The sequence below is a fragment of the Nonomuraea rosea genome, from assembly GCF_039539705.1.
GTDB lineage: Bacteria > Actinomycetota > Actinomycetes > Streptosporangiales > Streptosporangiaceae > Nonomuraea > Nonomuraea rosea.
The window spans coordinates 32,089-56,982 of record NZ_BAABDQ010000038.1 but is presented as its reverse complement, the minus strand read 5'-3'; the positions used below and the strand labels follow the sequence as shown (position 1 = coordinate 56,982).

Sequence of the window (24,894 nt, the reverse complement as noted above, 5' to 3'; positions counted from 1 at the left end):
GGCAAACACGGGTTCGTCCACAAGGAGATTGCCGCGAACGCGGTAATGTGCAGGGTGGCCGTCACGCTCCTCCTCGACTCGACCGGCGCCGGATCCGTCGCCGTGCAGCAGTCACCGCTGGCCGAGCTGTGCGCCTGCCTGCACGCCTTCGACGAGCCCGGCCACCACCCCGCCAGCGCCGGCTACGTCGCCAGGACGCACGCCGCCCTGGACAGCGGGCTGCTGGCCACCGCCGCGGCCTGGGCGCCGCTCTGGGGCGCCTTCCGCGCCCGCTACCTGCTCCCGGTGTCGGCCGGGCCCAGGCGGACGCTGGCCGGCGAGCTGGGCGAGGTGGCCGAGTTGCCCATCGGCGACTTCACGGCGATGACCGTGCAGGCCCTGATCGGCAAGAACGACACCGAGGTCGGCCCCGAGCTCAACGACGAGGTGCTGCACCGGCTGCGGCTGATCTCCACCAGCCGGATGGAGATCGGGGCCCGGCTGCGGGCCGACCCGGAGGGTTTCCGCGGCGAGCTGCTCGGCTTCCTCGCCGATTTCGCGGCCGTGGCCTTCGACGAGGAGTGGCCCGCGCTGCGCCCGGTGCTCGACCGCGACGCGGCGGCGCGCGAGCGCGAGCTGCGCCGGCATGGCGCCATGGCGCTCGCCGGCCTCCCCACGGCCTCCGCGCCGCCGGGCCTGGTGAGCGGCAGGTCGTTGCGCATCGTGTTCGACAAGCTGTACAACGCCACCGCCCGGGTCGACGCCGCCCGCCCCTGCCTGATCGTGCCGACCGTCCACGGCCGCCCGCACTTCGTGATCAAGCACTTCCCCGGCTACCCGGTGGTCATCCAGTACGGCGCCGACCACCGGTCCGACGACGGGAGCACGCCGACGCCGTCCCTGGAGACCGCCAGGCGCCGGCTCGCCGCCCTGCAGGACCCCACCAGGCTGCGGCTCTGCTACGCGATCCTGCGCAACCCGGTCGCCACCGCCGAGCTGGCCACGCAGCTCGGCATGACCGCGCCCCAGGTGTCCAGGCATCTGCGCAGGCTGCGGGAGGCCCAGCTCGTGCACACGCACAGGCGTGGGTCGGTCGTCTACTACCAGCTCGACGCCGAGGCCGTCGAACGCCTCGGGCCCGACCTGCTGTCCGTCCTGTACCGCTGAACGGCCTGGCCTACTCGCCGTCCCGCGTCGGGGTGGGGACGGCGGCCGACGGCGCCGCCGCCGCGACGGGCATCCCGGGGAAGGCCGCGGGCTGCGCGGGACGGAAGGCGTACGAACGGGTCACCGCCTCCTGCATCGCCAGCGCGGCATAGCGGCGCAGCGCCGCCTCCTCCGCGGCGGCCAGCTCCAGATAGGCGGCCGTCACACCGTTCTCCAGGTGCAGGGCCAGCTTGACGGCCAGCGTGGCGTTGGAGGGAAAGAACGGCAGCGCGTACGACGCGTCCGCCTCGGCCGGCTTGCCGCCCCGCGTCGTGATGAACGAGCGCAACTGGTCGCGCCGGGCCCGGTGGGCGTCGAACGCCGCGCTGATCCTGGTCCGCAGCGTTCCCGACGTCCGCGCGCCGAGCAGCCCGTACGCGAACAGCGCCGCGTGCTCGGCCGCCAGCGCCTTACGCAGCTTCTCGGCGTCCCCGTCGTTCGCCGCTTCGTTCATGAGGACCTCGGCAGGGCGACGACGTGAGCGGCCTCGCAGGCCCCGATGCTGGCGATGAGCTGTGCCACGCCGGGCGAGACGCCGGCGAGCTGGCGTGGCCGCAGCGCCGCGGCCTTGCGCTCCAGCTCCCGCAGCTTCGACACCGAGACCTTGGACGGGGAAGCGGACGCGGACGGGGATCCTGACGACGGAGCGGGCTTGGTGACGTGCTTGCGCAATTCGGCCAGATGGGCCTGGTGCCGATCCCGGAAGGGCACGAGATCATCCACGCCGGCCGAGATCAGGGAAGAATAGAGCGCGATCGTGCGTTCCTTCTCCGCGATCAGGTCTTTCAGCAGCACCGTCTCAGGGGAGTCCGCAGGCTGGGCCGGCGGTTGCGCGGGCCCGGTCCCGCTGCAGGCGGTGAGGGCCGCCGCGCTGCCCGCCAGCACGGCTCGCCGAGACAGTTGACGCGGGCGCACGGGCTCAGACCTCCAGTGACTACGGACGCAGATAGCATCGTACGGGCTAGTGTTCGCGATCGCCGTCAGGCGACGCCCGCCATTCGACCACGACGAGTGGCGCTCTTCCCGTGCCCTCGTACGGATAGGGTGTCAACTGTCGTCGCTGGCTGAGCGGTCAGACGGCGCAAGGCCAGTGGCGAGGTCCGCCCGGCTGAGACATGACAATAGGGGAGGTCGATATGGGCAGCGCATCACCCCGCGACCACCTGATGAAGCTCCTTGAGCCTGTGGTCAGCGCGGAGGGCCTCGATCTGGAGGACGTCACGGTCACCCAGGCGGGCAAGAGACGGCTGCTGCGCGTGATCGTCGATCGCGACGGCGGCGTGAGTCTCGACGACGTGGCCGACGTGAGCCAGGCCGTCTCCACGGCGCTGGACGACGACGACGTGATGGGTCAGGCGGCTTACACGCTCGAGGTCTCCTCGCCGGGTGTCGATCGTCCGCTCACCGAGCCGCGTCACTGGCGCCGTGCGGCCAAGCGGCTGGTCAAGGCAGAGATGAGAGACGGCACCGTGATCGAGGGCCGGATCGTGGCCGCGGACGAGGGCGGCGTCGACCTCGACGTCGCCGGCGCCGCGCGCAGGCTTGGTTTCGAAGACCTGACCCGGGGACGGGTGCAGGTGGAGTTCCGCCGGCTCGACGACGTCGACGGCGACGAAGGCTAAGGGGGAGCCGTCGTGGACATCGACATGAGCGTCCTGCGCAGCCTGGAGCGGGAGAAGGACATTTCCTTCGACCTGGTCGTCAAGGCGATCGAGGACGCACTGCTGATCGCGTACTTCCGCACCGACGGCGCGGCCTCCAAGGCGCGGGCCCAGCTCGACAGGAGCAGCGGCCACGTCACGATCTGGGCGGCGGAGCTGGACGAGGAGGGCGAAATCGAGCGGGAGTTCGACGACACGCCCAACAACTTCAGCCGGATCGCCGCCACCACCGCCAAGCAGGTCATCCTGCAGCAGCTGCGCGACGCCGAAGATGAGATCAACTTCGGCGAATACGCCAGCCGCGAGGGTGAGCTGGTCTCCGGCGTCATCCAGCAGGGCAAGGACCCGCGCGTGGTGCTGGTCGACCTCGGCAAGATCGAGGCCGTCCTACCGCACGCCGAGCAGGTCCCCGGCGAGGAATACGTGCACGGCGAGCGCATCCGCGCCTACGTGGTGCAGGTGAAGAAGGGTCACAAGGGCCCCTCCGTCAGCCTGTCGCGCACGCATCCCGGGCTGGTGAAGAAGCTCTTCGCGCTGGAGGTGCCCGAGATCGCCGACGGCACCGTGGAGATCGCCGCGGTGGCCCGCGAGGCGGGACACCGTACGAAGATCGCGGTCCGGTCGCGCAAGCCCGGCGTCAACGCCAAGGGCGCCTGCATCGGCCCGATGGGCTCGCGCGTGCGCAGCGTGATGGCCGAGCTGCACGGCGAGAAGATCGACATCATCGACTGGTCCGATGACCCGGGCGAGTTCGTGGGGAATGCCCTGTCTCCCGCCCGTGTTTCGCATGTTGAGGTTCTCGATCTCGACGGGCGCGTGGCGCGGGTGACCGTGCCCGACTACCAGCTCTCGCTGGCCATCGGGAAAGAAGGACAGAACGCCCGGCTCGCCGCGCGACTCACCGGATGGCGGATCGACATCCGGCCCGATACCCAAGCCGAGGATGCCGCCGGTTCCGTAGATGCGTCAACGCGGTAAGCTGGAATATGGTGGCCACGCCGCCCCACAGCGCACCTGTGTGGGCTGCAGGGTTCGCACGGCTAAGTCCGAGCTGCTCCGCCTGGTGCAGGTCGAGGATCAAGTGGTCCCTGACCTGCGAGGACGGCTTTCTGGTCGCGGTGCATCGCTGCATCCGTCCGTGAGCTGTCTGGAGCTTGCCGAGCGTCGCCGAGCTTTCCCTCGCGCGTTCCGCGTGCAGGGACCGCTTGACGTCTCGCGCGTGCGGGCGCACTTGGAAGGAGAACCACGAAATGTCATGTAGGACGCCGAGTTGATGGGCGGAGTCAGATTGCTATGAGCGCCTGATGAGCACGCGGCGATGAAGACGTCAAGGTAGCGACGGTCCGGACGGCATAGCCAGCCTCCCGGGCCGAGTAAGGGAGTGCAGTGGCGAAGGTCCGGGTATACGAGCTCGCTAAGGAGTTCGGCGTAGAGAGCAAGGTCGTCATGGCCAAGCTCCAAGAGATGGGGGAGTTCGTCCGTTCGGCGTCCTCAACCATCGAAGCGCCGGTGGTCCGCAGGCTCACCGAAGCTCTGGGCGCATCGAAGGGTGGGCCCTCTAGGGGCGGCGGTTCGTCGTCCAACAAGCCGCAGCCACCAAGGGCTGCTCCCCGGCCGGCGGAAAGCCAGGCCGGTAATGGCGCAGCGGAGGCGCCTGTCTCCTCCGCCCCACGTCCGGGTCCAGGTCCCAAGCCTGGCCCGCGTCCTGGTCCGGCAAGTCCGGCAAGTCCGGCAAGTCCGGCAAGTCCCGCGGGCGGCGGTCAGCCGCGGCCCCCGGTGGCCATGCCTCATCAGCCGCAACAGCAGCCTGAGGCCGCTCGCGGCGAGACGTCCGGGGCTCCGCAGGCGCGGTTCGAAAGCGCTGCGCCCGCACGTCCGGCTCAGGCTCCGGCTCCGGCTCAAACTCCGGCTCCGGGCCCGCGTCCCGGTCCTGCCGCTCGTCCGGGTCCCAAGCCCGGCCCCGCCGCGCCCCGTCCGGGCGCCGGTGGCGGAGAGCGCGGCGGTGACCGTGGCGAGCGTCCTGAGCGTGGCGGGGAGCGCGGCGGCGACCGTCCCGACCGCGGTGCCCAGCAGGCGCCGCGTCCCGGTGGCGGCCCGCGTCCCGGTCCCGGCCCCAAGCCGGGCCCGCGTGGTCCGCGTCCCGGTAACAACCCGTTCTCGTCCAACGCCAGCGGCATGGGCCAGTCCCGTCCGCCGCGTCCCGGCGGCAACCGCGAAGGCGGCAGCGGCCCGGGTCAGCGCGAGCGTCGCGACGGTCCGCCGCGTGACGGCGCGGCTCCGCGTCCGCCGCAGGGCAGGGGCGGCGACGCCGGTCCCCGTCCCGGTGGCCCGCGTCCGGGTCCGCCCGGTGCGGGTGGTCCTCGTCCCGGTCCTGGTGCCGGCGGTCCCCGTCCTGGTGGCCCGCGGCCCAACCCGATGATGATGCCGCAGGGTCGTCCCGCCGGTCCCGGTGGTGGCGGTGGCGGCGGTGGCGGTCGTCCTGGTGGCGGTGGCGGCGGTGGCGGTCGTCCTGGTGGCGGTGGCGGCGGTGGCCGTCCCGGTGGCGGTGGCGGCGGCGGTCGTCCCGGTGGTGGCGGCGGCGGTTTCGCCGGTCGTCCCGGCGGTGGCGGCACCGGTCAGCGCACCGGCACGGGTGGTCCCGGTGGCGGCGGCGGTTTCGCCGGTCGTCCCGGTGGCGGCGGTCGTGGTCGCGGCGGTGGCACCGCGGGAGCCTTCGGGCGTCCCGGAGGCCGTCCCGCGCGTGGCCGTAAGTCGAAGCGTCAGAGGCGCCAGGAGTTCGACAACATGTCGGCGCCGGCGATCGGCGGTGTGCAGGTCGCTCGCGGCAACGGCGCGACGATCCGTCTTCCGCGCGGTGCGTCGCTGTCCGACTTCGCCGACCGCATCGGCGCGAACCCCGCCTCGCTCGTGCAGATCATGCTGCACCTCGGCGAGATGGTGACCGCGACCCAGTCGGTCAACGAGGAGACGTTGCAGCTCCTCGGCCAGGAGCTCGACTACGACATCCAGGTCGTCAGCCCGGAGGAGGAGGACCGCGAGCTTCTCGAGGCCTTCGACATCGAGTTCGGCGAGGACGAGGGCGACGAGGGCGACCTTGCCGCGCGTCCGCCGGTCGTGACCGTCATGGGTCACGTCGACCACGGTAAGACCAAGCTGCTCGACGCCATCCGCAAGACCAACGTGGTGGCGCGCGAGGCGGGTGGCATCACCCAGCACATCGGTGCTTACCAGGTCTCCGCCGAGCACGACGGCATTGAGCGGAAGATCACCTTCATCGACACCCCGGGTCACGAGGCGTTCACCGCCATGCGTGCCCGTGGCGCCAAGTCCACCGACATCGCAGTGCTGGTGGTCGCGGCCGACGACGGTGTGAAGCCGCAGACGATCGAGGCTCTCAACCACGCCCAGGCGGCCGACGTGCCGATCGTGGTCGCGGTCAACAAGGTCGACAAGGAGGGCGCGGACCCGAACAAGGTTCGGGCCCAGCTCACCGAGTACGGCCTGGTGGCGGAGGAGTTCGGAGGTTCGACCCTCTTCGTCGACATCTCGGCGAAGAACGCCACGGGCATCGACCAGCTCCTCGAGGCGATCGTCCTGACCGCCGACGCCGAGCTCGACCTGCGGGCCAACCCGTCGATGGGCGCCCAGGGCATCGCGATCGAGGCGCACCTCGACAAGGGCCGCGGCCCTGTCGCGACCGTCCTGGTCCAGCGCGGCACGCTGCGCGTCGGCGACTCCATCGTGTGTGGCGAGGCCTACGGCCGCGTCCGCGCGATGCTCGACGACAACGGCGACGCGGTCGAAGAGGCCACGCCGTCCCGTCCGGTCCGCGTGATGGGCCTGACGGCGGTGCCGGGTGCCGGTGACAACTTCATCGTCGTCACCGACGACCGGATGGCCAGGCAGATCGCCGAGCAGCGGGCGGCGCGCAAGCGCAGCGCCGACATGGCGAGGTCGAGCCGTCGTCTCACCCTTGAGGAGCTGTTCAGCAACCTCGAGAAGGGTCGCGTCGACGAGCTCAAGCTCATCATCAAGGGCGACGTGTCCGGTTCGGTGGAGGCCCTGGAAGACGCTCTGCTCAAGATTGACGTCGGCGACGAGGTCAGGCTTCGTGTCCTGCACCGCGCGGTCGGCGCGATCACCGAGTACGACGTCAACCTGGCCGTCGCCGACGACAACGCGGTCATCATCGGCTTCAACGTCCGCCCCGAGCCTCGGGCGCGCGACCTGGCCGAGCGCGAAGGCGTCGACATCCGCTACTACTCGGTCATCTACCAGGCGATCGAGGAAATCGAAGCGGCGCTCAAGGGCATGCTCAAGCCCGAGTTCGAAGAGGTCCAGATGGGCACCGCCGAAGTCCGCGAGGTCTTCAAGGTGCCGAAGATCGGCAACGTCGCCGGTTCGCTGGTCCGCTCCGGTCTCATCGTCCGCAACAGCAAGGCCAGGATCATCCGCGATGGCGTCGTCATCGCCGACAACCTGACCGTCTCGTCCCTGCGTCGCTTCAAGGATGACGCGACCGAGGTCCGTGAGGGCTTCGAGTGCGGCATCGGGGTCGGTTACAACGACATCCGGATCGACGACGTGGTCGAGACCTTCGAGATGCGGGAGAAGCCGCGCGTGTAACACGCGGCCGGGCGCCCGGCGGGACATCCGCCGGGCGCCTCTCGCACGTCCTGGTCTGGTCCCCACCGCAGCAGACCGGCCGTGCATTCACCACACCAGGTCAAGCGGTGGTCATCAACGATGTATGTGGGTGCTCTGACCCTGGACATCCTGCTCGGCGACGTTCGATCGCTGAAGCAGAAGCGCTCTGTCGTCCGGCCGCTGATCGCCGAATTGCAGCGCCGTTATCCCAGCATCGCGGTGGCCGAGACCGGCCATCTCGACCTGCATCGCAGAGCTGAGATCGGCGTCGCGGTGGTTTCCGCCTCCGCGGGTAACTGCAAAGAGGTGCTGGACGCCTGCGAGCGGATGGTGGCGTTCCGCCCCGAGATCGAGCTGCTGTCGGCCCGGCACCGGCTCTACAACGACGAAGATTGAACGACTGCACGGCCAGGTCGTGCGTGAGGGGGAGCGAACATGGTGGATGCTGCACGAGCGCGCAAGCTCGCCGACCGCATCCAGCAGATCGTCGCCGAGATGCTGGAGCGCCGGATCAAGGACCCGCGCCTGGGCTTCGTCACCGTGACCGACACGCGGATCACGGCGGACCTGCGCGAGGCGACGGTGTTCTACACGGTGTTCGGCTCCGACGCCGAGCGGGCCGACAGCGCGGCCGCCCTGGAGAGCGCCACGGGGATCATTCGCTCCGAGGTCGGCCGCCAGACCGGCGTGCGTTTCACCCCGACGCTGACGTTCAAGCACGACCCGCTGCCCGACAGCGCGCGTCAGCTCGACGACCTGATCAACGCCGCCAGGGCGCGGGACGCCGAGGTGGCGCGCAAGGCCGAAGGCGCCGCGTACGCCGGCGAGGCCGACCCCTACAGGAAGCCCGAAGACGATCTGGACGGGGGTCCCGAGCCTGAGATCGCCGTCGAGTCCGGCAAGGACGACCAGGCGTGACGCCCGACGTACGCGACAGGGCCGAGCGCCCGTCCCGCGCGGACGCGCGTACGGCCGGGAGCCGCGCGATCCCTGAGGCGGCCTGGGATCGGGCGGTGCAGCTGATCGGCCAGGCCGACGAGATCGCGCTGTCCTGCCACGTGACGCCCGACGGCGACGCGCTCGGCTCGATGCTGGCCGTGGGCTTCGTGCTGCGGTCGATGGGCAAGCGGGTCGTGGCGTCGTTCGGCGACAGCCACTTCGCGGTGCCGCGGCTGCTGCGGTTCCTGCCCGGTCAGGAGATGCTGGTGCCGCCGGCGGACTACCCGGCGGCGCCGGACCTGATGATCACGTTCGACGCCTCGACGTTCGAGCGGCTGGGGCTGCTGCGTGAGAGCACCGCCAGGGCGCGTGAGGTCATCGTGGTCGACCATCACCCCTCCAACGAGGGGTTCGGCACGCTGAGCCTCATCGACTCCACGGCGGCGGCCACGGCCATGCTGGCCGAGCAGCTCGTCTACCGGCTCGGCGGCCGGCTCGACCGGGACATCGCCACCTGCCTGTACGCGGGCCTGGTGACCGACACGGGCTCGTTCAAGTACTCCTCGACCACGCCTGCCGTGCACCAGATGGCGGCCAGGCTCGTGGCGACGGGGCTGCGCACCGACGAGATCGCCAGGGAGCTGTGGGACCGCTCGCCGTTCGGCTACCTCAAGGTGCTGGCCGGGGCGCTCGACCGGGTGACGCTGGAGGGCGAGCTGGTGTGGACGTACGTGACGCGGGTCGACCGGGCCGCGTACGGGCTGCCGTACGCGGAGCTTGAAGGGCTCATCGACATCGTGCGGCGCACCGACGAGGCGCAGGTCGCGGTCGTGCTCAAGGAGGACGACCAGGGCGCCTGGCAGGTGTCGACCAGGTCCAAGGGCGCCGTGGACGTGGGCGCCGTGTGCGCGGCCCTGGGCGGCGGCGGCCACCACAACGCGGCCGGCTACACCTCGCACGACAGTGTGGAGGAGACCATGGCGAAGTTCAGGCGAGAGCTGGGGAAGGCTTGATGGCCGAGAGCGGTCTGATCATCGTCGACAAGGCGGGCGAGTGGACCTCCCACGACGTGGTGGCCAAGATGCGGCGCATCGCGGGGACCCGCCGCGTCGGGCACGCGGGCACGCTCGACCCGATGGCCACCGGTGTGCTGGTGGTCGGCGTGGAGAAGGCGACCCGGCTGCTCGGGCACCTGACGCTGACGGAGAAGGTCTACGAGGCCACGATCAGGCTCGGCGCGACCACGAACACCGACGACGCCGAGGGTGAGATCATCGCCACGGCGTCGGCCGCGGACGTGACGGCGGCCGAGATCCACAAGGGTGTCGCGGCGCTGACCGGGGAGATCATGCAGATCCCGCCGCAGGTGAGCGCCATCAAGGTGAACGGCGAGCGGGCCTACAAGAAGGCGCGGGCGGGCGAGGAGGTCGAGCTGGCGGCCCGGCCCGTCACCGTGCGGGTGTTCGACGTGCTCGACATCAGGGCGGCCGGCGACGTCGTGGACGTGGACGCGGTCGTGACCTGCTCCAGCGGCACCTACATCCGCGCGCTGGCCCGTGACCTGGGGGCCGGCCTCGGGGTCGGCGGGCATCTGACGCGGCTGCGGCGTACCCGGGTGGGGCCTTACGACCTGTCGCTGGCGCGCAGCGTGGAGCAGCTCGCCGAGGAGTGCGTGATCCTGCCGATCGCGGAGGCGGTGGCGGCGGCGTTCCCGCGCAGGGACGTCACGGCCGAGGAGGCCCGCGTCATCGGGCACGGCGGGCGGCTGCCCGCGGCCGGGCTCGGGAAGGGGCCGATCGGCGTGTTCGGGCCTGAGGGTGAGCTGCTGGCGCTGGTGGAGGAGCAGGGCGACACGGCCAGGCCGCTGGCCGTCTTCGTGTCCTAGCCCCCGTGATCTGGCCCTATGAGGGCTTGCGGGCGACGATGATGTCGCGGACGATCGCCTGGTCCACCCAGTGCTCGAAGTCGGGGTAGTCGAGCACCTCCAGGCCGGCGGCCGTGAGGATCTGGGCCAGCTCGGAGCTCTTGCCGCCGTAGGTGTTCCAGGCGATGCCCATCGCGCCGCCCGGCCGCAGCAGCTCGGCCCAGCCGGGGACGGCCTGCCTGAGCAGCTCCAGCGGGCTGCGTGACAGCCCCGCGCCGCCCTTGCTGCCGTGCTGGACGCCGTAGGGGGCGTCGGTCACCAGGACGTCGAACGAGCGCGGCTTGAAGAACTCCCTGCTCTTGAGCGTGTCGGCGCTGACCACGGTCAGGTGCTGGACGTCGCCTGACTTGACCGACTCCTTCGACAGGCCGAACGTGACGTTCAGCCGCCGCCCGACCAGGGCCCGCTCGCGGCGTATCGGCACGGTCTCGGCGGTGTGCTTGAAGCGTTTGTTGCGCAGCCACGTCTTGATGAAGGTGCTGTAGGCGTCGAAGTCCTTGCCGTCGACGTCGAGCCCGTAGGCGTCGTAGCCGTACATGAGGGCCTGGTTGAGTGTCGTGCCGCGCCCGCACAGCGGGTCGAACACCGACAGCCGCTCGCCCAGCCCTTTTCCGCCCGCCAGCACCGTGACGTTGAGCAGCAGCTTGGTGAAGTGCTCGTTCGTCTTGCCGGCGTATTTCTGGATGGTGATCAGGTCGCTGCTCAGCCGGTCGAGTGACGTCATGGTCAACGGCCGGAGCAGGTCGCCTTCCACCCCAAAGATTGCATAAACGGAGGAAAGGTTGGACAAAAGCGAAATATCGGGCTGGGCGAGGGGCTCCGGCGTCTCGAACGTCACGTACGGCACCCCGCCGATGACCGTCTCCTCGCTGTCCAGCGCCTTCTGGCCGAGGGCCCGCGCGCTGAAGACGGCCAGCTCGCTCTTCGTCAGGCGCACGGAGCTCTCCCCGTAGACGCGGTTGAAGGCAGGCAGGATCAGGAGCGCGTATCGAGGCATGATGACCGATCCTATCCGGCGGCGCGCGGCGGCCCGGCAGGCGCCGGTTGGAAGGAAACTCAAGTTGAGGGGAATCTCGGTTGGGGGGAATACGGAGGAGCATGGCAGGCTTGTGTCCGATTGATCCGCCACGAGCGAATGGGGCCTAGCGTGCAGGGTTCGGGAAGGTCTGTCGTCACCATCGGTGTGTACGACGGGGTCCACCGCGGACACCAGCGGGTGGTCGAGCGCGCCGTCGGCATCGCCCGCGAGCGGGATCTGCGCAGCGTGGCCGTCACGTTCGAGCCGCATCCTGACGAGGTCGTGCGCCCCGGGGCGCACCCGCATCGGCTCACGAACCCGCGGCGCAGGTCCGAGCTGCTGGCCGGGCTGGGCGTGGCCGAGATCGACGTGGTGGAGTTCACGCTGGAGCTGTCGCGGACCAGCCCGGAGGACTTCGTCCAGAGCGTGCTGGGCGAACGGCTGCGGGCGGCGGTCGTCGTGGTGGGGGAGGACTTCAGGTTCGGGCGGGACGCCGGAGGCGACGTCGACACCTTGCGGACGCTGGGCGAAAAATACGATTTCGAGGTCGAGACCGTGCCCATTCTGGACGCCATCTCCTCGACGGCGATCCGCGAGCTCCTGGTGACGGGCGACGTCGAGGGGGCAGCGGCCCGGCTCGGCCGACCGCACCGCGTGGAGGGTGTGGTCGTCCGCGGCTACCAGCGCGGCCGTCAGCTCGGTTTCCCGACCGCGAACGTCGAGACGCCGCAGCACACGGCGATCCCGGCGGACGGGGTCTACGCGGGGTGGCTGGAATGCGTGCCCGTGGCCAACCTGCCCGCTCTCTACCAGGGCGAGCGGTGGCCGGCGGCGATCTCGGTCGGCACGAACCCGACGTTCGAGGGGGTGCCGCGCACGGTCGAGGCCTACGCGCTGGACCGGGATGATCTGGAGCTGTACGGGGTGCACGTCGCGGTCGAGTTCGGGGCGCGGCTGCGCGGCAACACCCGGTTCGACTCGATCGAGGCCCTCATCGCCCAGATCCACGCCGACGTGGACGCCACCCGGCGCCTGACGAGCTGAGCCGGTGACCGGTTCTCACCACCCAGGCGGCCCAGGGGGCGCGGCGTCGCGGTGGCGCGCCACTGACCGGTCAGCGGGCGTTTCCTGGACGGAGCCGCGCCCGCGTCGGCGGGTGGCCTGCCTTGGCAGCGCGTAAAGGATGAATGGCTTTGGGGTCGCGTAAAGGATGATTTTGGGTTGGGGTGCGGCGTCAGCCGCGGGGTCCGAACACGCCACGCCGGGTGGTAGCCTTGCATGTCGGCTCTGTAGCGGCGGTGCTGCGCGCTGCCCATGACGGCCTTCACGCGGCGACTGTAGGCACGCACGGTCGTTCGCACTCTCATCTCATTCGCGCGTGTCCGTAGATTGAAGGAGAGCCGTGTCCCTCGACACCGCTGCCAAGAAGACCATCATCGGTGAATATGCGACGGCCGACGGCGACACCGGGTCGCCCGAGGTGCAGATCGCACTTCTGAGCAAGCGCATCAGCGAGCTCACCGAGCACCTGAAGACGCACAAGCACGACCACCACAGCCGTCGTGGCCTGCTTCTGCTCGTCGGTCGCCGGCGCCGCCTGCTGAAGTACCTGCAGAAGGTCGACATCCAGCGCTACCGCTCGCTGATCGAGCGGCTCGGCCTGCGCCGATAGCATGAAGGGAGCGGCGTCCGCGCCGCTCCCTTCTCATATGGGTAGAGCCATACGGGTCGGCGCGTGGCGACGTGAAACGGCCGCGCGCCTGACGTACAACTGAATATCCGAGACACACAGCCCCCGCGTCCGCTCAGCACCATGCGACCCGCGACGCCTGCGGGCCGGTCCTCGGTAGTGGCTTCCGGTAGGAATGAAAGTGATCCTCGACCGGGCGCTTCGATCGAAGACCGGCGCTGCACCTAACGAGGGTGCCGGTGAGAAAAGGGCGCGGGAGACCGACCACAAGGAGGTCCCCCGTGGAGGGTGTCCACACCGCTGAAGCCGTCATTGACAACGGCTCATTCGGCACGCGCACGATCCGGTTCGAGACCGGTCGTTTCGCGCGCCAGGCGGCCGGTTCGGCCGTCGCCTACCTCGACAGCGACACGATGGTCCTTTCTGCGACCACCGCGTCCAAGTCGCCGAAGGAAAACCTCGACTTCTTCCCGCTCACGGTCGACGTCGAGGAGCGCATGTACGCCGCGGGCCGCATCCCCGGCTCGTTCTTCCGCCGTGAGGGCCGTCCCTCCGAGGACGCCATCCTCACCTGCCGCTTGATCGACCGGCCGCTGCGCCCGTCCTTCGTCAAGGGCCTGCGCAACGAGATCCAGGTCGTCGCCACCATCATGGCGCTCAACCCCGACCACCTCTACGACGTGGTGGCCATCAACGCCGCGTCCCTGTCCACCCAGCTCGCCGGCCTGCCGTTCTCCGGCCCGATCGGCGGCGTGCGCGTCGCGCTGATCGAGGGCCAGTGGGTGGCGTTCCCGACGCACCACGAGCTGGAGCGGGCCACGTTCGACATGGTCGTCGCGGGCCGCGTGCTCGCCGACGGCGACGTCGCCATCATGATGGTCGAGGCCGAGTCCACCAAGGACACGCTCAAGCTGGTCGCCGAGGGCGCCGTCGCGCCCACCGAGGAGACCGTGGCGCAGGGCCTCGAGGCCGCCAAGCCCTTCATCAAGGTGCTGTGCGAGGCGCAGTCGCGCATCGCGCAGGTCGCCGCGAAGGACACGGCCGAATACCCGATCTTCCTGGACTACCAGGAGGACGTCTACAACGCGGTCGAGGCCGCGGTGAAGAAGGAGCTCTCCGCCGCGCTGACCATCGCGGGCAAGCAGGAGCGCGAGGGCGAGCTCGACAAGGTCAAGGCCATGGCCGCGGAGAAGGTCGTGCCCGAGTTCGAGGGGCGCGAGAAGGAGATCTCCGCCGCGTTCCGCTCGGTGATGAAGAAGCTCATGCGCGAGCGGGTCGTCAACGAGGGCCTGCGCATCGACGGCCGCGGCACCAAGGACATCCGCGCCCTGTCCGCCGAGGTCCACGTGGTGCCCCGGGTGCACGGCTCGGCGCTGTTCGAGCGCGGCGAGACCCAGATCATGGGCATCACCACCCTCAACATGCTGCGCATGGAGCAGGTCATCGACACGCTCAACCCCGAGCGGACCAAGCGCTACATGCACAACTACAACTTCCCCCCCTACTCCACCGGTGAGACCGGCCGGGTGGGCTCGCCCAAGCGCCGCGAGATCGGTCACGGCGCGCTGGCCGAGCGGGCGCTGATCCCGGTGCTGCCCGCGCGCGAGGAGTTCCCGTACGCCATCCGCCAGGTCTCCGAGGCGCTCGGCTCCAACGGCTCCACCTCGATGGGCTCGGTCTGCGCCTCCACGATGGCGCTGCTCGACGCCGGTGTGCCGCTCAAGGAGATGGTCGCGGGCATCGCGATGGGCCTGATCGGCGAGGGTGACACCTATGTCACGCTGACCGACATCCTGGGTGCCGAGGACGCCATGGGCGACATGGACTTCAAGGTCGCCGGCACGAAGGACGTCATCACCGCCCTGCAGCTCGACACCAAGCTCGACGGCATCCCCGCCTCCGTGCTGGCCGGCGCGCTCAAGCAGGCCAAGGGCGCCCGCCTGGCGATCCTCGACGTGATGCAGGAGGCGATCGACTCTCCGGCGGAGATGAACCCGACCGCGCCGCGCATCATCACCATCAAGGTCCCCGTAGACAAGATCGGCGAGGTCATCGGCCCGAAGGGCAAGATGATCAACCAGATCCAGGACGACACGGGCGCCGAGATCACCATCGAGGACGACGGCACGATCTACATCGGCGCCACCGACGGCCCGTCCGCCGAGGCGGCCCGTACGGCGATCAACGGCATCGCGAACCCGCACATGCCGGAGGTCGGCGAGCGCTACCTGGGCACGGTCGTCAAGATCGCGGCCTTCGGAGCGTTCATCTCGCTCATGCCGGGCAAGGACGGCCTGCTGCACGTCTCCCAGATCCGCAAGCTGCACGGCGGCAAGCGGATCGAGAACGTCGAGGACGTGATGAGCGTCGGCGAGAAGGTCCAGGTCGAGATCGCCGAGATCGACGGCCGCGGCAAGCTCTCCCTGGTGCCCGTCGAGGTCATCGAGAAGGAGGCCGCGGAGAAGGAGGCCAAGGGCGACGGTTCCGCCGAGGGCGGCGACGACGCTCCGCAGCAGGACGACGACGCGTCCGCCGCCTCCGAGGAGCGGTCCGAGCGGCCGCGCCGCACCCGTACCCGCGTGCGCACCACGCGCAACGAGGGGGACGAAAGGAACTCGTGACCACCACCACGCTGCACCCCGGCAAGGACGGAGCCGGGGTGGTAAGGCGCACCGTCCTCCCGGGTGGGCTGCGTGTGGTGACCGAAACCATGCCGACCGTGCGCAGCGTCGCGGTCGGCATGTGGGTCGGCATCGGTTCGCGTGACGAGGCCCCCGAGCACATGGGGGCCACGCACTTCCTCGAACACCTGCTGTTCAAGGGCACCCCCACGCGTGACGCGATGGAGATCTCCGCCTCCATCGAGGGCATCGGCGGTGAGATCAACGCCTTCACCGCCAAGGAGTACACCTGCTACTACGCGCGGGTGCTCGACGAGGACCTGCCGATCGCGGTCGACGTGCTCGCCGACGTGGTGACCAGCTCGCTGGTGACCGACGAGGACGTCGACTCCGAGCGTGGCGTGATCCTCGAAGAGATCGCCATGCACGACGACGACCCCTCTGACGTGGTGCACGAGCAGTTCGCCGCCGCGCTCTACGGTGACTCGCCGATCGGCCGGCCCATCCTGGGTACGGTCGACTCGATCAACACGCTGGGGCGTGAGCGGATCGCCGAGTACTACCACCGCTACTACCGGCCACGCCGGACGGTGGTGTCCGTGGCGGGCAACGTACGGCACGAAGAGGTCGTCGAGCTGGTCACCAGGGCGTACGAGCGGGCGGGCGCGCTGAGCGGGCCCGCCGAGTTCGCGCCGCCGCGCACCAGCGGTCCAGGCGCGGCGGCGCGTCCGGGCGTCCGGGTGCTCGATCGGCCGACCGAGCAGGCCAACCTGGTGCTCGGCACGACGGGCCTGTCCCGTACGGACGATCGCAGGTTCGCGCTCGGCGTGCTCAACGCCGCGCTGGGCGGCGGCATGTCGTCCAGGCTCTTCCAGGAGATCAGGGAGAAGCGCGGCCTGGCCTACTCCGCCTACAGCTACACCTCGGCCTACGCCGACACCGGGCAGTTCGGCATCTACGTGGGCTGCCTGCCGTCGAAGATCGACGACGTGCTCAAGATCTGCCGGGACGAGGTGTCCAGGGTGGTGGCCGAAGGCCTGAGCGCCGATGAGATCATGCGCGGCAAGGGGCAGATGCGCGGCGGGCTCGTGCTGGGCCTGGAGGACACCGGCTCGCGCATGTCCCGCATCGGCAAGAACGAGCTGGTCTACGACGAGCTGATGTCGGTGGACGAGGTGCTGGCCCGCATCGAGGCCGTCACGCCCGACGAGATCTCCGAGGTGGCCGGCGACGTGCTCAACCGGCCGCTCACGCTCGCCGTGATCGGCCCGTACGGCGACAAGGATTTCTCCGACGCCCTTCGCTGACCCGGTTGTCCGCTCTCCGCTGATTCGGCCATGACCAGGCCGAACAGTGCGAGAGCGGCCGGATTTCCGGTTGGTATAGGGTTGGCGGTGTGATCAAGGTAGGTGTGCTCGGCGCCCGCGGTCGCGTGGGGGCCGAGGTGTGCAAGGCGGTCGAGGCGGCCACCGACATGCGGCTGGTGGCCGCGCTCGACAAGGACGACTCCATCGAGGAGCTCGAAGGCGCCGAGGTGGTGGTCGACTTCACCCATCCCGACGTCGTCATGGGCAACCTCGAATGGGCGATCTCACACGGGATCCACCCCGTGGTGGGCACGACCGGGTTCGACGAGGGCCGGTTCGAGACCGTGCGCGGCTGGCTGGCCGCCAATCCCGGCGCCAACTGCCTGATCGCCCCCAACTTCGGCATCGCGGCCGTGCTCATGATGCACTTCGCGCAGCAGGCGGCCAGGCATTTCGAGTCCGTCGAGATCGTCGAGCTGCATCACCCCAACAAGGCCGACGCCCCTTCCGGCACGGCCCGCCGCACGGCGGAGCTGGTCGCCGAGGCGCGCAGCAAGGCCGGGCTCGGCCCGATGCCCGACGCCACGAGCACGGAGCTCGACGGCGCGCGCGGCGCGGACGTCGGCGGGGTGCACGTGCACGCCGTGCGCCTGTCCGGGCTGATCGCGCACCAGGAGGTGCTGCTCGGCGGCGACGGCGAGATCCTGACGATCAGGCACGACACGATGAGCAGGTCGGCGTTCGCGCCCGGCGTGCTGCTCGGCGTGCGCAGGGTGCGCGAGCTGCCCGGCCTGACCGTGGGTCTCGAACCACTGCTCGACCTCTGACCTGTAGCTCGCGGCTCGGGTGCACACGACGTGCCCACCACCGGCTGGTCGTGGGCACGTCGTGAGGAGAGGGTCCCGGCTCCGCACAGCCGGGCCTACGATCATCAACCCTAATACGATCAGCGACATCCGCCGGAAACATGAGATCGTGTCGCCATGGTGCGATGGGCTGAGGCCGACGAGCTGTCTGGGCTGGTATCCGTGGAATTGGCCGCTGATCGGCTCTTCGAGCAGGTGGGCATCGTCTTCCCGCCCGGCACCACCATGATCGAAGAAGTGGACGACCCGGGGGCCGTGCTGGTCGAAGGTGAGCCTCCTGCCGGGTTCGCGCTCGTGGGGTGGGTGGACGGCAATCTGCATCTCGACCAGCTCGCCGTGCATCCGGAGAGCATGCGCCAGGGGATCGGCGGCCGGCTGGTGACGGCGGTGATCGAGCACGCGCGGGCGGCGGGCGCGCCCGCGGTGACGCTGACGACGTATCGGGACGTGCCATGGAACGCGCCCTGGTACGCGCGGCACGGCTTCTCCGTGCTGCCCGAGGCCGAGTGGGGGCCTGAGCTGCGCGGGCTGGTGGAGCACGAGCGCGAGCTGGGCATCGAGGTCGCACCGCGCGTGGTGATGCACCGCTAGCCCGATCCGTGCGCGGGTGCGGGCGGGTGTCAGTACGTGGCAGGCGTGCGGTGGGTGGTGAGCCAGCCGGTGGCGTAGTCGACGGCGTCGGTCAGCGCGAACAGGCGGGCCTGCGCCGCCCCCACCCAGCCGAGCCGTACGTCTCCGGCCACCTCGAAGTCGGCGCCCAGCCGCCAGAAGTCGGCGTCGTCCACGTGCACGTCCACGAACTCGCACCAGGCCCGCCCGTCGCCGTCGTCCACCACGGCGCGGTAGCTGCGCTGCGGCGGGTCCGGCCGGTAGCGGTATTCGGCCAGGTGGAAGGCGGTGCATCGGTCGTAGCCGACGCCGAGCAGCAGGACGTGGGCCTTCGCGTCGTACAGCTTGGAGAGCGGCGACAGCTCGCCGAGCAGGCAGTCGCGGGCGTGCTCGCGGGTGATCTCGTCCGCCTGCGGGCCGATGGCGGCGAAGGACGTCAGGGGATGCGCGCTGCGGTACGCCTTGGGCAGGGTGCGTACGCGCTCCGGGATCCGGCCCATCAGCACGGACGGCGTGGATCCGGGATCGTAGGCGGGCATCCGGGCCCGGAAGGCGGCGACCTCCTCCGGCGTCATCCCGGCCACCGCCGCGCGGTAGAACGGTGAGGTGTCGGAATTGCCGGATGTGCCGCTGGGGACCACGAGCGTGCCGCCGTCACCGAGCAGACCGAGCAGCGCCGCGACCACGGTGTCCGCCCCGCCCTCGGTGTGCCCGAGACTGCTGAGCGAGGAGTGCAGCAGCACCGTCTGCCCGAATGTCACCCCGAGTGCCGAAAAATCGTGACTCAGTCGAGCGTAGTCGATCATCTGGCGTCGGCACCTGTCCTGACGAGGAACGCTGAAGCGCTACGGCGAATCCGCGCGCCTGACTGTCGGCGAACAATCATGGCGCAGGCGTGAGCGTACGTCCTCCAGACTCGGATTGACGAGAGCCGAGCCGTTGGGGAAGACGACGGCAGGGATCAGCCAGGAGCCGCCGGCAAGGGCCGCACCAGGGGGCGCTGTAGACCGTGATCATGTATTTCCCGGTGGATGAGTGGGTTTGACCGGTGACCGAACGACCGAATACTCTCATGTGCCAACTGGATTTCACCGGTAGACACTGCAGCTAGGCGGGTTGGCCGGTCGCGTGAAAGTAGGGTCCTGCGGTGGCCGAACTGCCTGTTTCCCGGCGCTCTCTCCTGCGCTCCGCCGCGCTCGCCGCCGTTCTGCCGGCCTTCCTGGCCGCCTGCGGCTCCGCCGGCGACACTCCGGCCGCCCCGGGGCAGAGCGGCCTGGACGTGCTGCGGGTGGCACTCCCGTCCTCCATCGGGACGCTCGACGCGGCCAAGGAGGCGGGCATCATGAACTACGTCGTCGCCCTCCTCGTCCAGGAGGCCCTGGTCGGCGTCGGCCAGGACGGCAGCCTCCAGCCGTCCCTGGCCGAGTCGTGGACCAGGAAGGACGCCAAGACCTACGTCTACGAGCTGCGCTCAGGGGTGACGTTCTCCGACGGCAGCGCGCTGACCGCCGAGGACGTCGTGGCCAGCCTCGGCCTGCACGCCAGGAAGGGCTCGACGACCGCGTTCGCCTACGCGTACGCGAACGTGGACACGATCGAGGCCACCGGGCCCGCCCAGGTGACGATCACGCTCAAGAGCCCCGACGCGTCGTTCGCCTGGACGCCCTCCCCGGGCACGCTGCTGGTGACCAGCGCGAAGTTCATCGAGGCCACGGGGGAGCGGATCGGCACGCCGGAGGGCAGGCTGCTGGGGACGGGGCCGTACAAGGTGGCGGAGTTCGCGCCGGACTCGCACGTCACCCTGGAGCGCAACGACGCCTGGTGGGGCGGTAAGGCGCCGTTCAGGCAGATCAAGATCGACTTCATCCCCGAGGAGTCCACCAGGCTGCTGGCCATGCGCGGCGACTCCGTGGACGTCGCGCTGAACGTCCCCGCCGAGCAGATCGACCAGTGGCAGACGATCCCGGACGTCCAGCTCAAGACGGCCGGTGACCGCTCGCTGGTCACGCTGGCCTTCAACACCGCCAAGAAGCCCTGGAACGACGTCCACGTGCGCAGGGCCGTCGCTCACGCCGTGGACAGGGAGGGCATCGTCAAGAGCGTGCTGCGCGGCCACGGCCAGGTCGCCGCCACGATCCCCGACCCGGCCCAGTGGGGCGGCGCGCTGACGGCCGGCGAGGTGACCGGTCTGTACGCCACCATCCCCCAATACGGCTTCGACCTGGCCAAGGCCAAGGCGGAGCTGGCGCAGTCCGCCACGCCGGAGGGGTTCAGCGACGTGCTGACGTACCCGAGCAGCGGCCCCCAGCTCGGCCGCGCGGCACTCACGCTGGCCGAGAACCTGAAAGGCCTCGGCATCACCCTGGAGGTCAAGGAGGTGCCGCTGGAGCAGTGGATCGCCGACCTCGGCAAGCACGGCTCCGGCATCTACCTGGGCTGGTACTTCGCCACCACCGGCGACCCGGCCGAGTACGTCCAGCAGCTCCTGCACGGCTCCGCCGTCGGCCAGAACGGCACGAACATCGCCGAGTACGACAACGACGAGGTGACCGGCCTGCTGGACCGGGCCAAGTCGAGCACCGACGACGCGGCCAGGGCCAAGCTGCTCGGCGAGGCGCTGGTCAAGGCCGCCGCCGACGTGCCGTACCAGCCGTTGTGGTGGGGCGAGTCGGCGACCGCGTTCGGGAAGGGCGTGACCGCCGACGGGTTCGGCCCCTACTTCTTCGTCGGCCCCTGGGCCGCGAAGGTGGCCGCACGCTGATGCGCGACCCCATCGACGTCCACGGTGCGCTGGCCGGGCTGCGGATCCCCGAGTCCGTGGCGCTGCATCCCGGGGGAGAGCGCGTCGCCTGCGTGCTGGACGGGGTGGCGCACGTCGCCGCGCTCGACGGCCGGCTGACCGCCCTGCCGGGCGAGGGGCACGCCCTGACCCGGTGGCTCCCCGACGGGCGGCTGCTGCTCGCCTCCGGCCCCGACCGGATCGACGTCCTGGATCAGGACCTGCGCCCGGCCTGGCGCGGCGCGGTGGACGGCGAGATCGAGGACCTCGTACCCGGCGCGGACGGCACCGTGCTCGTCCGGCTGGCCGATCCGGGCAGCGAGCGGGACGGCAGCCATCTGGGGCTGCGGGTGCACGACCCGAGCGACCCCTTCGTCAGGAGGCCGGGCGGGCGGCTGCGCCGGCTGGCCTGGTTCGACCCGGCGTCGCCGAGCCCAGCTGCCCGGGAGATCCCGTTGCCTGGCCTGACCGTGTGGGACGCCGACTGGCGTGACCGGCGCGTGCTCGCCGTCACCTCGGAGGACGAGACGCCCGCCGGGTACTACCGGCCCCGCCTCGACCTGATCGACGCCAAGACCGGCGGGACGCGTACGCTGCACCGCACGTCCTGGCAGCTCAACCGGCCCAGGCTGGCGCCGGGCGGGCGGGTCGCGGTGGTGGTCGAAGGGCTGTCCATCGTCTCCGGCCGGATCCTGCGCGCCGACCTGGACACCGGAGAGGTGCGCCGGCTGGGCGAGCTGGACGACGTCACCGACCTCGGGTGGCTGGACGAGGACCGGCTCTGGTTCGCCGGCTGGTCGGGCACCGGGGTGCACGGCGGGGTGCTGAGCGCCGCCGACGGGCACGTGATCGACCGGTGGACCGCGTGGGGCACGCTCGGCGGACGGGACGGGCAGCCGTCGCTGTCGGTGGACCGTACGGGCCGGGTGGCCGCCGCGTGCTGGGAGACGGCCGGGCAGCCCCCGGAGGTCGCGGTGGCCTCGCTCGCCCGGGGCGACTGGCGGCAGGTCACGGCGGTCAACGGGGGGCTGGCCGAGCTCGCCGTAGGCCAGGAGGAGCTCACGTGGACCGGCCACGACGGGCTCCCGATCTCCGGCCTCCTCCTGACGACCCCCCTCCCCGCTCAGGACACCCGGCCAGAGCGGGCTGAGAGGCCTGAGCGGGGAGGGGGGCCGCGGCCGCTGGTGGTGATCGTGCACGGCGGGCCCACCTGGCTGTGGTCCAGCTCGTTCGCCCCCGCCGAGTCCGCCCAGCTCGCCGTCCCGCTCGCACACGCCGGCGCCGCCGTCCTGCTGCCCAACCCGCGCGGCAGCAGCGGCCGCGGCCAGGACTACGCGCGGGCCGTCATCGGCCAGGTCGGCGACGCGGACCTCCAGGACGTACTCAGAGGCGTGGACCACCTTGTCGAGACCGGCCACGCCGACCCACGGCGCATCGCGATCATGGGCCTGAGCTACGGCGGCTACCTCACCGCCTGGGCCACCACCAGGACCGCCCGCTTCCGCGCCGCGATCGTCATGTCCGGCGTCAGCGACTGGCTGAGCTTCGCCACCGCCAGCAACCTCGCCGGCGGCTTCGACCCGCTCTACCACGCGGGCGCCGACCGGACGACCCAGGAAGGCAGGGAACGCCTGGCCGCCCGCTCCCCGGTCTACCACGCCGCCGAGGTCACCACGCCGACCCTGATCCTGCACGGCGACCAGGACAGGACCACCCCGCTCGGCCAGGCGGAGCAGCTCTACCGCGCGTGGACGACCGCGGGCGTACGCACTGAGCTGGTCGTTTACCCTCGGGAGGGTCACGAGCTGGTCGAGCCCGCGCACCGCACGGACGCCGCGCGGCGCGTGATCGGCTGGCTGACCGGGGGCGGGGTGTTGTGATGGGATGGGCCAGGTTCCTGCTGCGCAGGCTCGCGGGCACCGTCGTCGTCGTGCTGGTGTTGTCCGTCGGCGTGTTCGGCCTGCTCTACCTGGCCCCAGGCTCCATCCAGCAGACCCTGCTCGGCACCCGCCCGGCCACGGCGGAGACCATCGCCGCCATCCAGGCCCGCTACCACCTGAACGACCCGGTGACCGTCCAATACCTGCGCTGGTTCGGCGGCGTCCTGCACGGCGACCTGGGCACCTCCATCAGGACCGGCGTCCCCGTCGCCGACATGCTCGGCCAGCGGCTGCCGCTGACCCTCGCCCTGACCGGCTACGGCACGCTCCTGGCCGCGCTGGCCGGCCTGCCGCTTGGCGTGCTCGGCGCGCTGCGGCGGGGCCGGGCCACGGACCGGCTGGTGGTCACGGCCGGGGTCGTGGGGCTGAGCGCGCCGCCGTTCGCGGTCGGGCTGCTGCTGCTCGTGGTGTTCGCGCTCGGGCTGGGCTGGTTCCCCGTGTACGGCACGGGGGAGGGGTTCGGCGGCTCGCTGTGGCATCTCACGCTGCCCGCCGCCGCGCTGGCGGCCGGAGCGGCCGGGATGCTCGTCCGCTTCAGCAGGGCCGCGCTGGTGCGGGAGCTGGAGCAGGACTACGTGGTGTTCGCCCGCGCACGGGGGCTGAGCGGGCCCGTGGTGCTCGGCTACGCGATGCGCAACTCGCTGGTGCCGGTGCTGACCGCCGCCGGGCTGATCGTGACGGGGATGCTGGCCGGGACCGTGCTGGTGGAGGTCACGTTCGCGCTGCCGGGGCTGGGATCGCTGCTGGTGGACTCGGTGACGTTCAAGGACGTGCCCGTCGTGCAGGCGCTGGCGCTGCTGCTCACGCTGCTCATCGCCGCCGTCAACCTGCTGGTGGACGTCGGCTACTCGCTCGTGGACCCGCGCGTACGGCTCGGCGGAGGCGTCTCGTGAGAGGGCTCCGGATGCCGCTCGGCGTCGTGCCGGCGCTGGCCGTGCTCGTGGCCGTCGGGGTGGCGGCGGCGTTCGCGCCCTGGCTGGTGCCCGGCGCGACCGCGCAGGACCTCATGACCGGCATCACCGGGCCCGGCCCCGGCCACCCGCTCGGCACCGACGACCTGGGCCGCGACGTGCTGCACCTGCTGGTCGCGGGCGCCCGTACGGCTGTTCCCGGCGCGCTCGCGGTCGCGGCGGGGTCGATGCTGATCGGCAACCTCGTCGGGCTGGCCGCCGGATATTTCGGTGGCTGGGTGGACACGGTGGCCATGCGCTGGGCCGACCTGATGTTCTCGCTGCCCGCGCTGCTGGTCGCGATCGTCGTGGCCGGTGTGCTCGGCGGCGGGTACGCGCTGGCGATCGCGGTGCTGGTGGTGCTGTTCGCGCCCACGGACACGCGGGTCGTCCGCGGCGCGGCGCTGGAGCAGCGGCACCGCCCCTACGTCGAGGCCGCCCTGCTCAAGAACCTGTCCTCCTGGCGCATCATGACCAGGCACATCTGGCCGAACATCGCCTCCGTCAGCCTGGCCGGCGCGTTCGTCAACTTCGCGTACGCACTGGTGTCGCTCTCGTCCCTGTCGTTCCTCGGGCTGGGCGTGCCCGCCGGGTCGCCCGACTGGGGGCGGACGCTGGCCGACAACCGTACCCAGCTCCTGGCCAACCCGTGGGCCGTCATCGCACCCGGCCTGGCGATCATCGCCACCGCCGCCGCGCTGAACGTGGTCGGCGACTGGCTGCACGAGCGCGTCGACCGGCGCGGAAGGGCACGCTGA

Annotated in this window: 23 protein-coding genes; 19 read left to right on the top strand and 4 right to left on the bottom strand. The window is 70.8% G+C overall.

All coding sequences use genetic code 11. The annotated features are described in order from the left end of the window. Positions 1-54 precede the first annotated feature (54 nt). Positions 55-1,146 carry an ArsR/SmtB family transcription factor gene (locus tag ABEA43_RS51630; RefSeq protein ID WP_345573700.1) on the top strand — a complete coding sequence of 364 codons (1,092 nt, stop codon included), beginning with the start codon at positions 55-57 and terminating at the stop codon, positions 1,144-1,146. A 10-nt stretch (positions 1,147-1,156) separates the two neighbouring features. On the opposite strand, the gene ABEA43_RS51625 is transcribed toward ABEA43_RS51630, so the two are convergent. Together ABEA43_RS51625 and ABEA43_RS51620 are read right to left on the bottom strand one after the other, a co-directional pair. After that, positions 1,157-1,639: a ferritin-like domain-containing protein gene (locus tag ABEA43_RS51625; RefSeq protein WP_345573698.1), complete on the bottom strand. Its 483-nt coding sequence runs from the start codon at positions 1,637-1,639 to the stop codon at positions 1,157-1,159. Continuing rightward, positions 1,636-2,100 carry a hypothetical protein gene (locus tag ABEA43_RS51620; protein ID WP_345573695.1) on the bottom strand — a complete coding sequence of 155 codons (465 nt, stop codon included), beginning with the start codon at positions 2,098-2,100 and terminating at the stop codon, positions 1,636-1,638. The genes ABEA43_RS51625 and ABEA43_RS51620 overlap by 4 nt, the downstream gene beginning before the upstream one ends. Positions 2,101-2,321: 221 nt before the next feature. Between ABEA43_RS51620 and rimP the strand changes: the two genes are divergently transcribed. From rimP to truB, 8 genes are all read left to right on the top strand, one after another. After that, complete coding sequence (rimP, locus tag ABEA43_RS51615; protein WP_345573693.1) at positions 2,322-2,807, top strand: ribosome maturation factor RimP; 486 nt, start codon at positions 2,322-2,324, stop codon at positions 2,805-2,807. Between the two features lie 12 nt (positions 2,808-2,819). After that, a complete protein-coding gene (gene nusA, locus ABEA43_RS51610; RefSeq protein ID WP_345573691.1) occupies positions 2,820-3,824 on the top strand; it encodes a transcription termination factor NusA in 1,005 nt (334 codons plus the stop codon). Further along, positions 3,808-4,107, top strand: a complete 300-nt coding sequence (locus tag ABEA43_RS51605; RefSeq protein WP_345573689.1) for a YlxR family protein — start codon at positions 3,808-3,810, stop codon at positions 4,105-4,107. The genes nusA and ABEA43_RS51605 overlap by 17 nt, the downstream gene beginning before the upstream one ends. A 125-nt stretch (positions 4,108-4,232) precedes the next feature. Beyond that, on the top strand, positions 4,233-7,472 hold the full coding sequence (infB, locus tag ABEA43_RS51600) for a translation initiation factor IF-2 (RefSeq protein ID WP_345573687.1): 3,240 nt from the start codon (positions 4,233-4,235) through the stop codon (positions 7,470-7,472). 120 nt (positions 7,473-7,592) lie between these two features. Then, positions 7,593-7,889: a DUF503 domain-containing protein gene (locus ABEA43_RS51595; protein ID WP_345573871.1), complete on the top strand. Its 297-nt coding sequence runs from the start codon at positions 7,593-7,595 to the stop codon at positions 7,887-7,889. Between the two features lie 39 nt (positions 7,890-7,928). Then, positions 7,929-8,411 carry a 30S ribosome-binding factor RbfA gene (rbfA, locus tag ABEA43_RS51590; RefSeq protein ID WP_345573685.1) on the top strand — a complete coding sequence of 161 codons (483 nt, stop codon included), beginning with the start codon at positions 7,929-7,931 and terminating at the stop codon, positions 8,409-8,411. Further along, a complete protein-coding gene (locus ABEA43_RS51585; RefSeq protein ID WP_345573683.1) occupies positions 8,408-9,445 on the top strand; it encodes a DHH family phosphoesterase in 1,038 nt (345 codons plus the stop codon). The genes rbfA and ABEA43_RS51585 overlap by 4 nt, the downstream gene beginning before the upstream one ends. Continuing rightward, on the top strand, positions 9,445-10,317 hold the full coding sequence (gene truB / locus ABEA43_RS51580) for a tRNA pseudouridine(55) synthase TruB (protein ID WP_345573681.1): 873 nt from the start codon (positions 9,445-9,447) through the stop codon (positions 10,315-10,317). Before ABEA43_RS51585 ends, truB begins: the two co-directional genes overlap by 1 nt. A gap of 16 nt (positions 10,318-10,333) precedes the next feature. Here the strand turns inward: truB and ABEA43_RS51575 are convergent, their stop codons facing one another. Continuing rightward, positions 10,334-11,353, bottom strand: a complete 1,020-nt coding sequence (locus ABEA43_RS51575) for a TRM11 family SAM-dependent methyltransferase (RefSeq protein WP_345573679.1) — start codon at positions 11,351-11,353, stop codon at positions 10,334-10,336. Between the two features lie 138 nt (positions 11,354-11,491). Here ABEA43_RS51575 and ABEA43_RS51570 point away from each other — a divergent pair, with 138 nt between their 5' ends. The 6 genes from ABEA43_RS51570 (at position 11,492) to ABEA43_RS51545 (ending at position 18,449) form a co-directional block, all read left to right on the top strand. Further along, positions 11,492-12,418: a bifunctional riboflavin kinase/FAD synthetase gene (locus ABEA43_RS51570; protein ID WP_345573677.1), complete on the top strand. Its 927-nt coding sequence runs from the start codon at positions 11,492-11,494 to the stop codon at positions 12,416-12,418. A 358-nt stretch (positions 12,419-12,776) separates the two neighbouring features. Beyond that, a complete protein-coding gene (rpsO, locus tag ABEA43_RS51565) occupies positions 12,777-13,046 on the top strand; it encodes a 30S ribosomal protein S15 (RefSeq protein ID WP_345573675.1) in 270 nt (89 codons plus the stop codon). Positions 13,047-13,345: 299 nt separating this feature from the next. Further along, on the top strand, positions 13,346-15,685 hold the full coding sequence (locus tag ABEA43_RS51560; RefSeq protein WP_345573673.1) for a polyribonucleotide nucleotidyltransferase: 2,340 nt from the start codon (positions 13,346-13,348) through the stop codon (positions 15,683-15,685). Continuing rightward, on the top strand, positions 15,682-16,992 hold the full coding sequence (locus ABEA43_RS51555) for a M16 family metallopeptidase (RefSeq protein WP_345573671.1): 1,311 nt from the start codon (positions 15,682-15,684) through the stop codon (positions 16,990-16,992). Before ABEA43_RS51560 ends, ABEA43_RS51555 begins: the two co-directional genes overlap by 4 nt. Before the next feature lie 89 nt (positions 16,993-17,081). Next, complete coding sequence (gene dapB, locus ABEA43_RS51550; protein WP_345573669.1) at positions 17,082-17,819, top strand: 4-hydroxy-tetrahydrodipicolinate reductase; 738 nt, start codon at positions 17,082-17,084, stop codon at positions 17,817-17,819. Positions 17,820-17,975: 156 nt separating this feature from the next. Then, the gene (locus ABEA43_RS51545; RefSeq protein WP_345573667.1) at positions 17,976-18,449 is read left to right on the top strand and encodes a GNAT family N-acetyltransferase; all 474 of its coding nucleotides are present in this window, start codon (positions 17,976-17,978) and stop codon (positions 18,447-18,449) included. A 29-nt stretch (positions 18,450-18,478) separates the two neighbouring features. Here the strand turns inward: ABEA43_RS51545 and ABEA43_RS51540 are convergent, their stop codons facing one another. After that, positions 18,479-19,228 (bottom strand): AAC(3) family N-acetyltransferase, encoded by a 750-nt coding sequence (locus ABEA43_RS51540; protein WP_345573665.1) that lies wholly within the window; start codon positions 19,226-19,228, stop codon positions 18,479-18,481. 386 nt (positions 19,229-19,614) lie between these two features. Between ABEA43_RS51540 and ABEA43_RS51535 the strand changes: the two genes are divergently transcribed. From ABEA43_RS51535 to ABEA43_RS51520, 4 genes are read left to right on the top strand one after another with little or no spacing between them, the layout of a single operon-like run. Then, positions 19,615-21,228 (top strand): ABC transporter substrate-binding protein, encoded by a 1,614-nt coding sequence (locus ABEA43_RS51535; protein WP_345573663.1) that lies wholly within the window; start codon positions 19,615-19,617, stop codon positions 21,226-21,228. After that, complete coding sequence (locus tag ABEA43_RS51530; protein WP_345573661.1) at positions 21,228-23,126, top strand: alpha/beta hydrolase family protein; 1,899 nt, start codon at positions 21,228-21,230, stop codon at positions 23,124-23,126. The genes ABEA43_RS51535 and ABEA43_RS51530 overlap by 1 nt, the downstream gene beginning before the upstream one ends. Continuing rightward, a complete protein-coding gene (locus ABEA43_RS51525; protein ID WP_345573659.1) occupies positions 23,126-24,079 on the top strand; it encodes an ABC transporter permease in 954 nt (317 codons plus the stop codon). Before ABEA43_RS51530 ends, ABEA43_RS51525 begins: the two co-directional genes overlap by 1 nt. Then, positions 24,076-24,894 carry an ABC transporter permease gene (locus ABEA43_RS51520; RefSeq protein ID WP_345573657.1) on the top strand — a complete coding sequence of 273 codons (819 nt, stop codon included), beginning with the start codon at positions 24,076-24,078 and terminating at the stop codon, positions 24,892-24,894. The genes ABEA43_RS51525 and ABEA43_RS51520 overlap by 4 nt, the downstream gene beginning before the upstream one ends.

Excerpts from the sequence above, each read along its gene's own strand:
- ABEA43_RS51625 (WP_345573698.1), bottom strand. The coding sequence starts at position 1,639 with ATGAACGAAGCGGCGAACGACGGGGACGCCGAGAAGCTGCGTAAGGCG.
- rimP (WP_345573693.1), top strand. The coding sequence starts at position 2,322 with ATGGGCAGCGCATCACCCCGCGACCACCTGATGAAGCTCCTTGAGCCT.
- ABEA43_RS51605 (WP_345573689.1), top strand. The coding sequence starts at position 3,808 with ATGCGTCAACGCGGTAAGCTGGAATATGGTGGCCACGCCGCCCCACAG.
- ABEA43_RS51595 (WP_345573871.1), top strand. The coding sequence starts at position 7,593 with ATGTATGTGGGTGCTCTGACCCTGGACATCCTGCTCGGCGACGTTCGA.
- rbfA (WP_345573685.1), top strand. The coding sequence starts at position 7,929 with ATGGTGGATGCTGCACGAGCGCGCAAGCTCGCCGACCGCATCCAGCAG.
- truB (WP_345573681.1), top strand. The coding sequence starts at position 9,445 with ATGGCCGAGAGCGGTCTGATCATCGTCGACAAGGCGGGCGAGTGGACC.
- ABEA43_RS51575 (WP_345573679.1), bottom strand. The coding sequence starts at position 11,353 with ATGCCTCGATACGCGCTCCTGATCCTGCCTGCCTTCAACCGCGTCTAC.
- ABEA43_RS51570 (WP_345573677.1), top strand. The coding sequence starts at position 11,492 with ATGGGGCCTAGCGTGCAGGGTTCGGGAAGGTCTGTCGTCACCATCGGT.
- ABEA43_RS51545 (WP_345573667.1), top strand. The coding sequence starts at position 17,976 with ATGGTGCGATGGGCTGAGGCCGACGAGCTGTCTGGGCTGGTATCCGTG.
- ABEA43_RS51530 (WP_345573661.1), top strand. The coding sequence starts at position 21,228 with ATGCGCGACCCCATCGACGTCCACGGTGCGCTGGCCGGGCTGCGGATC.
- ABEA43_RS51525 (WP_345573659.1), top strand. The coding sequence starts at position 23,126 with ATGGGATGGGCCAGGTTCCTGCTGCGCAGGCTCGCGGGCACCGTCGTC.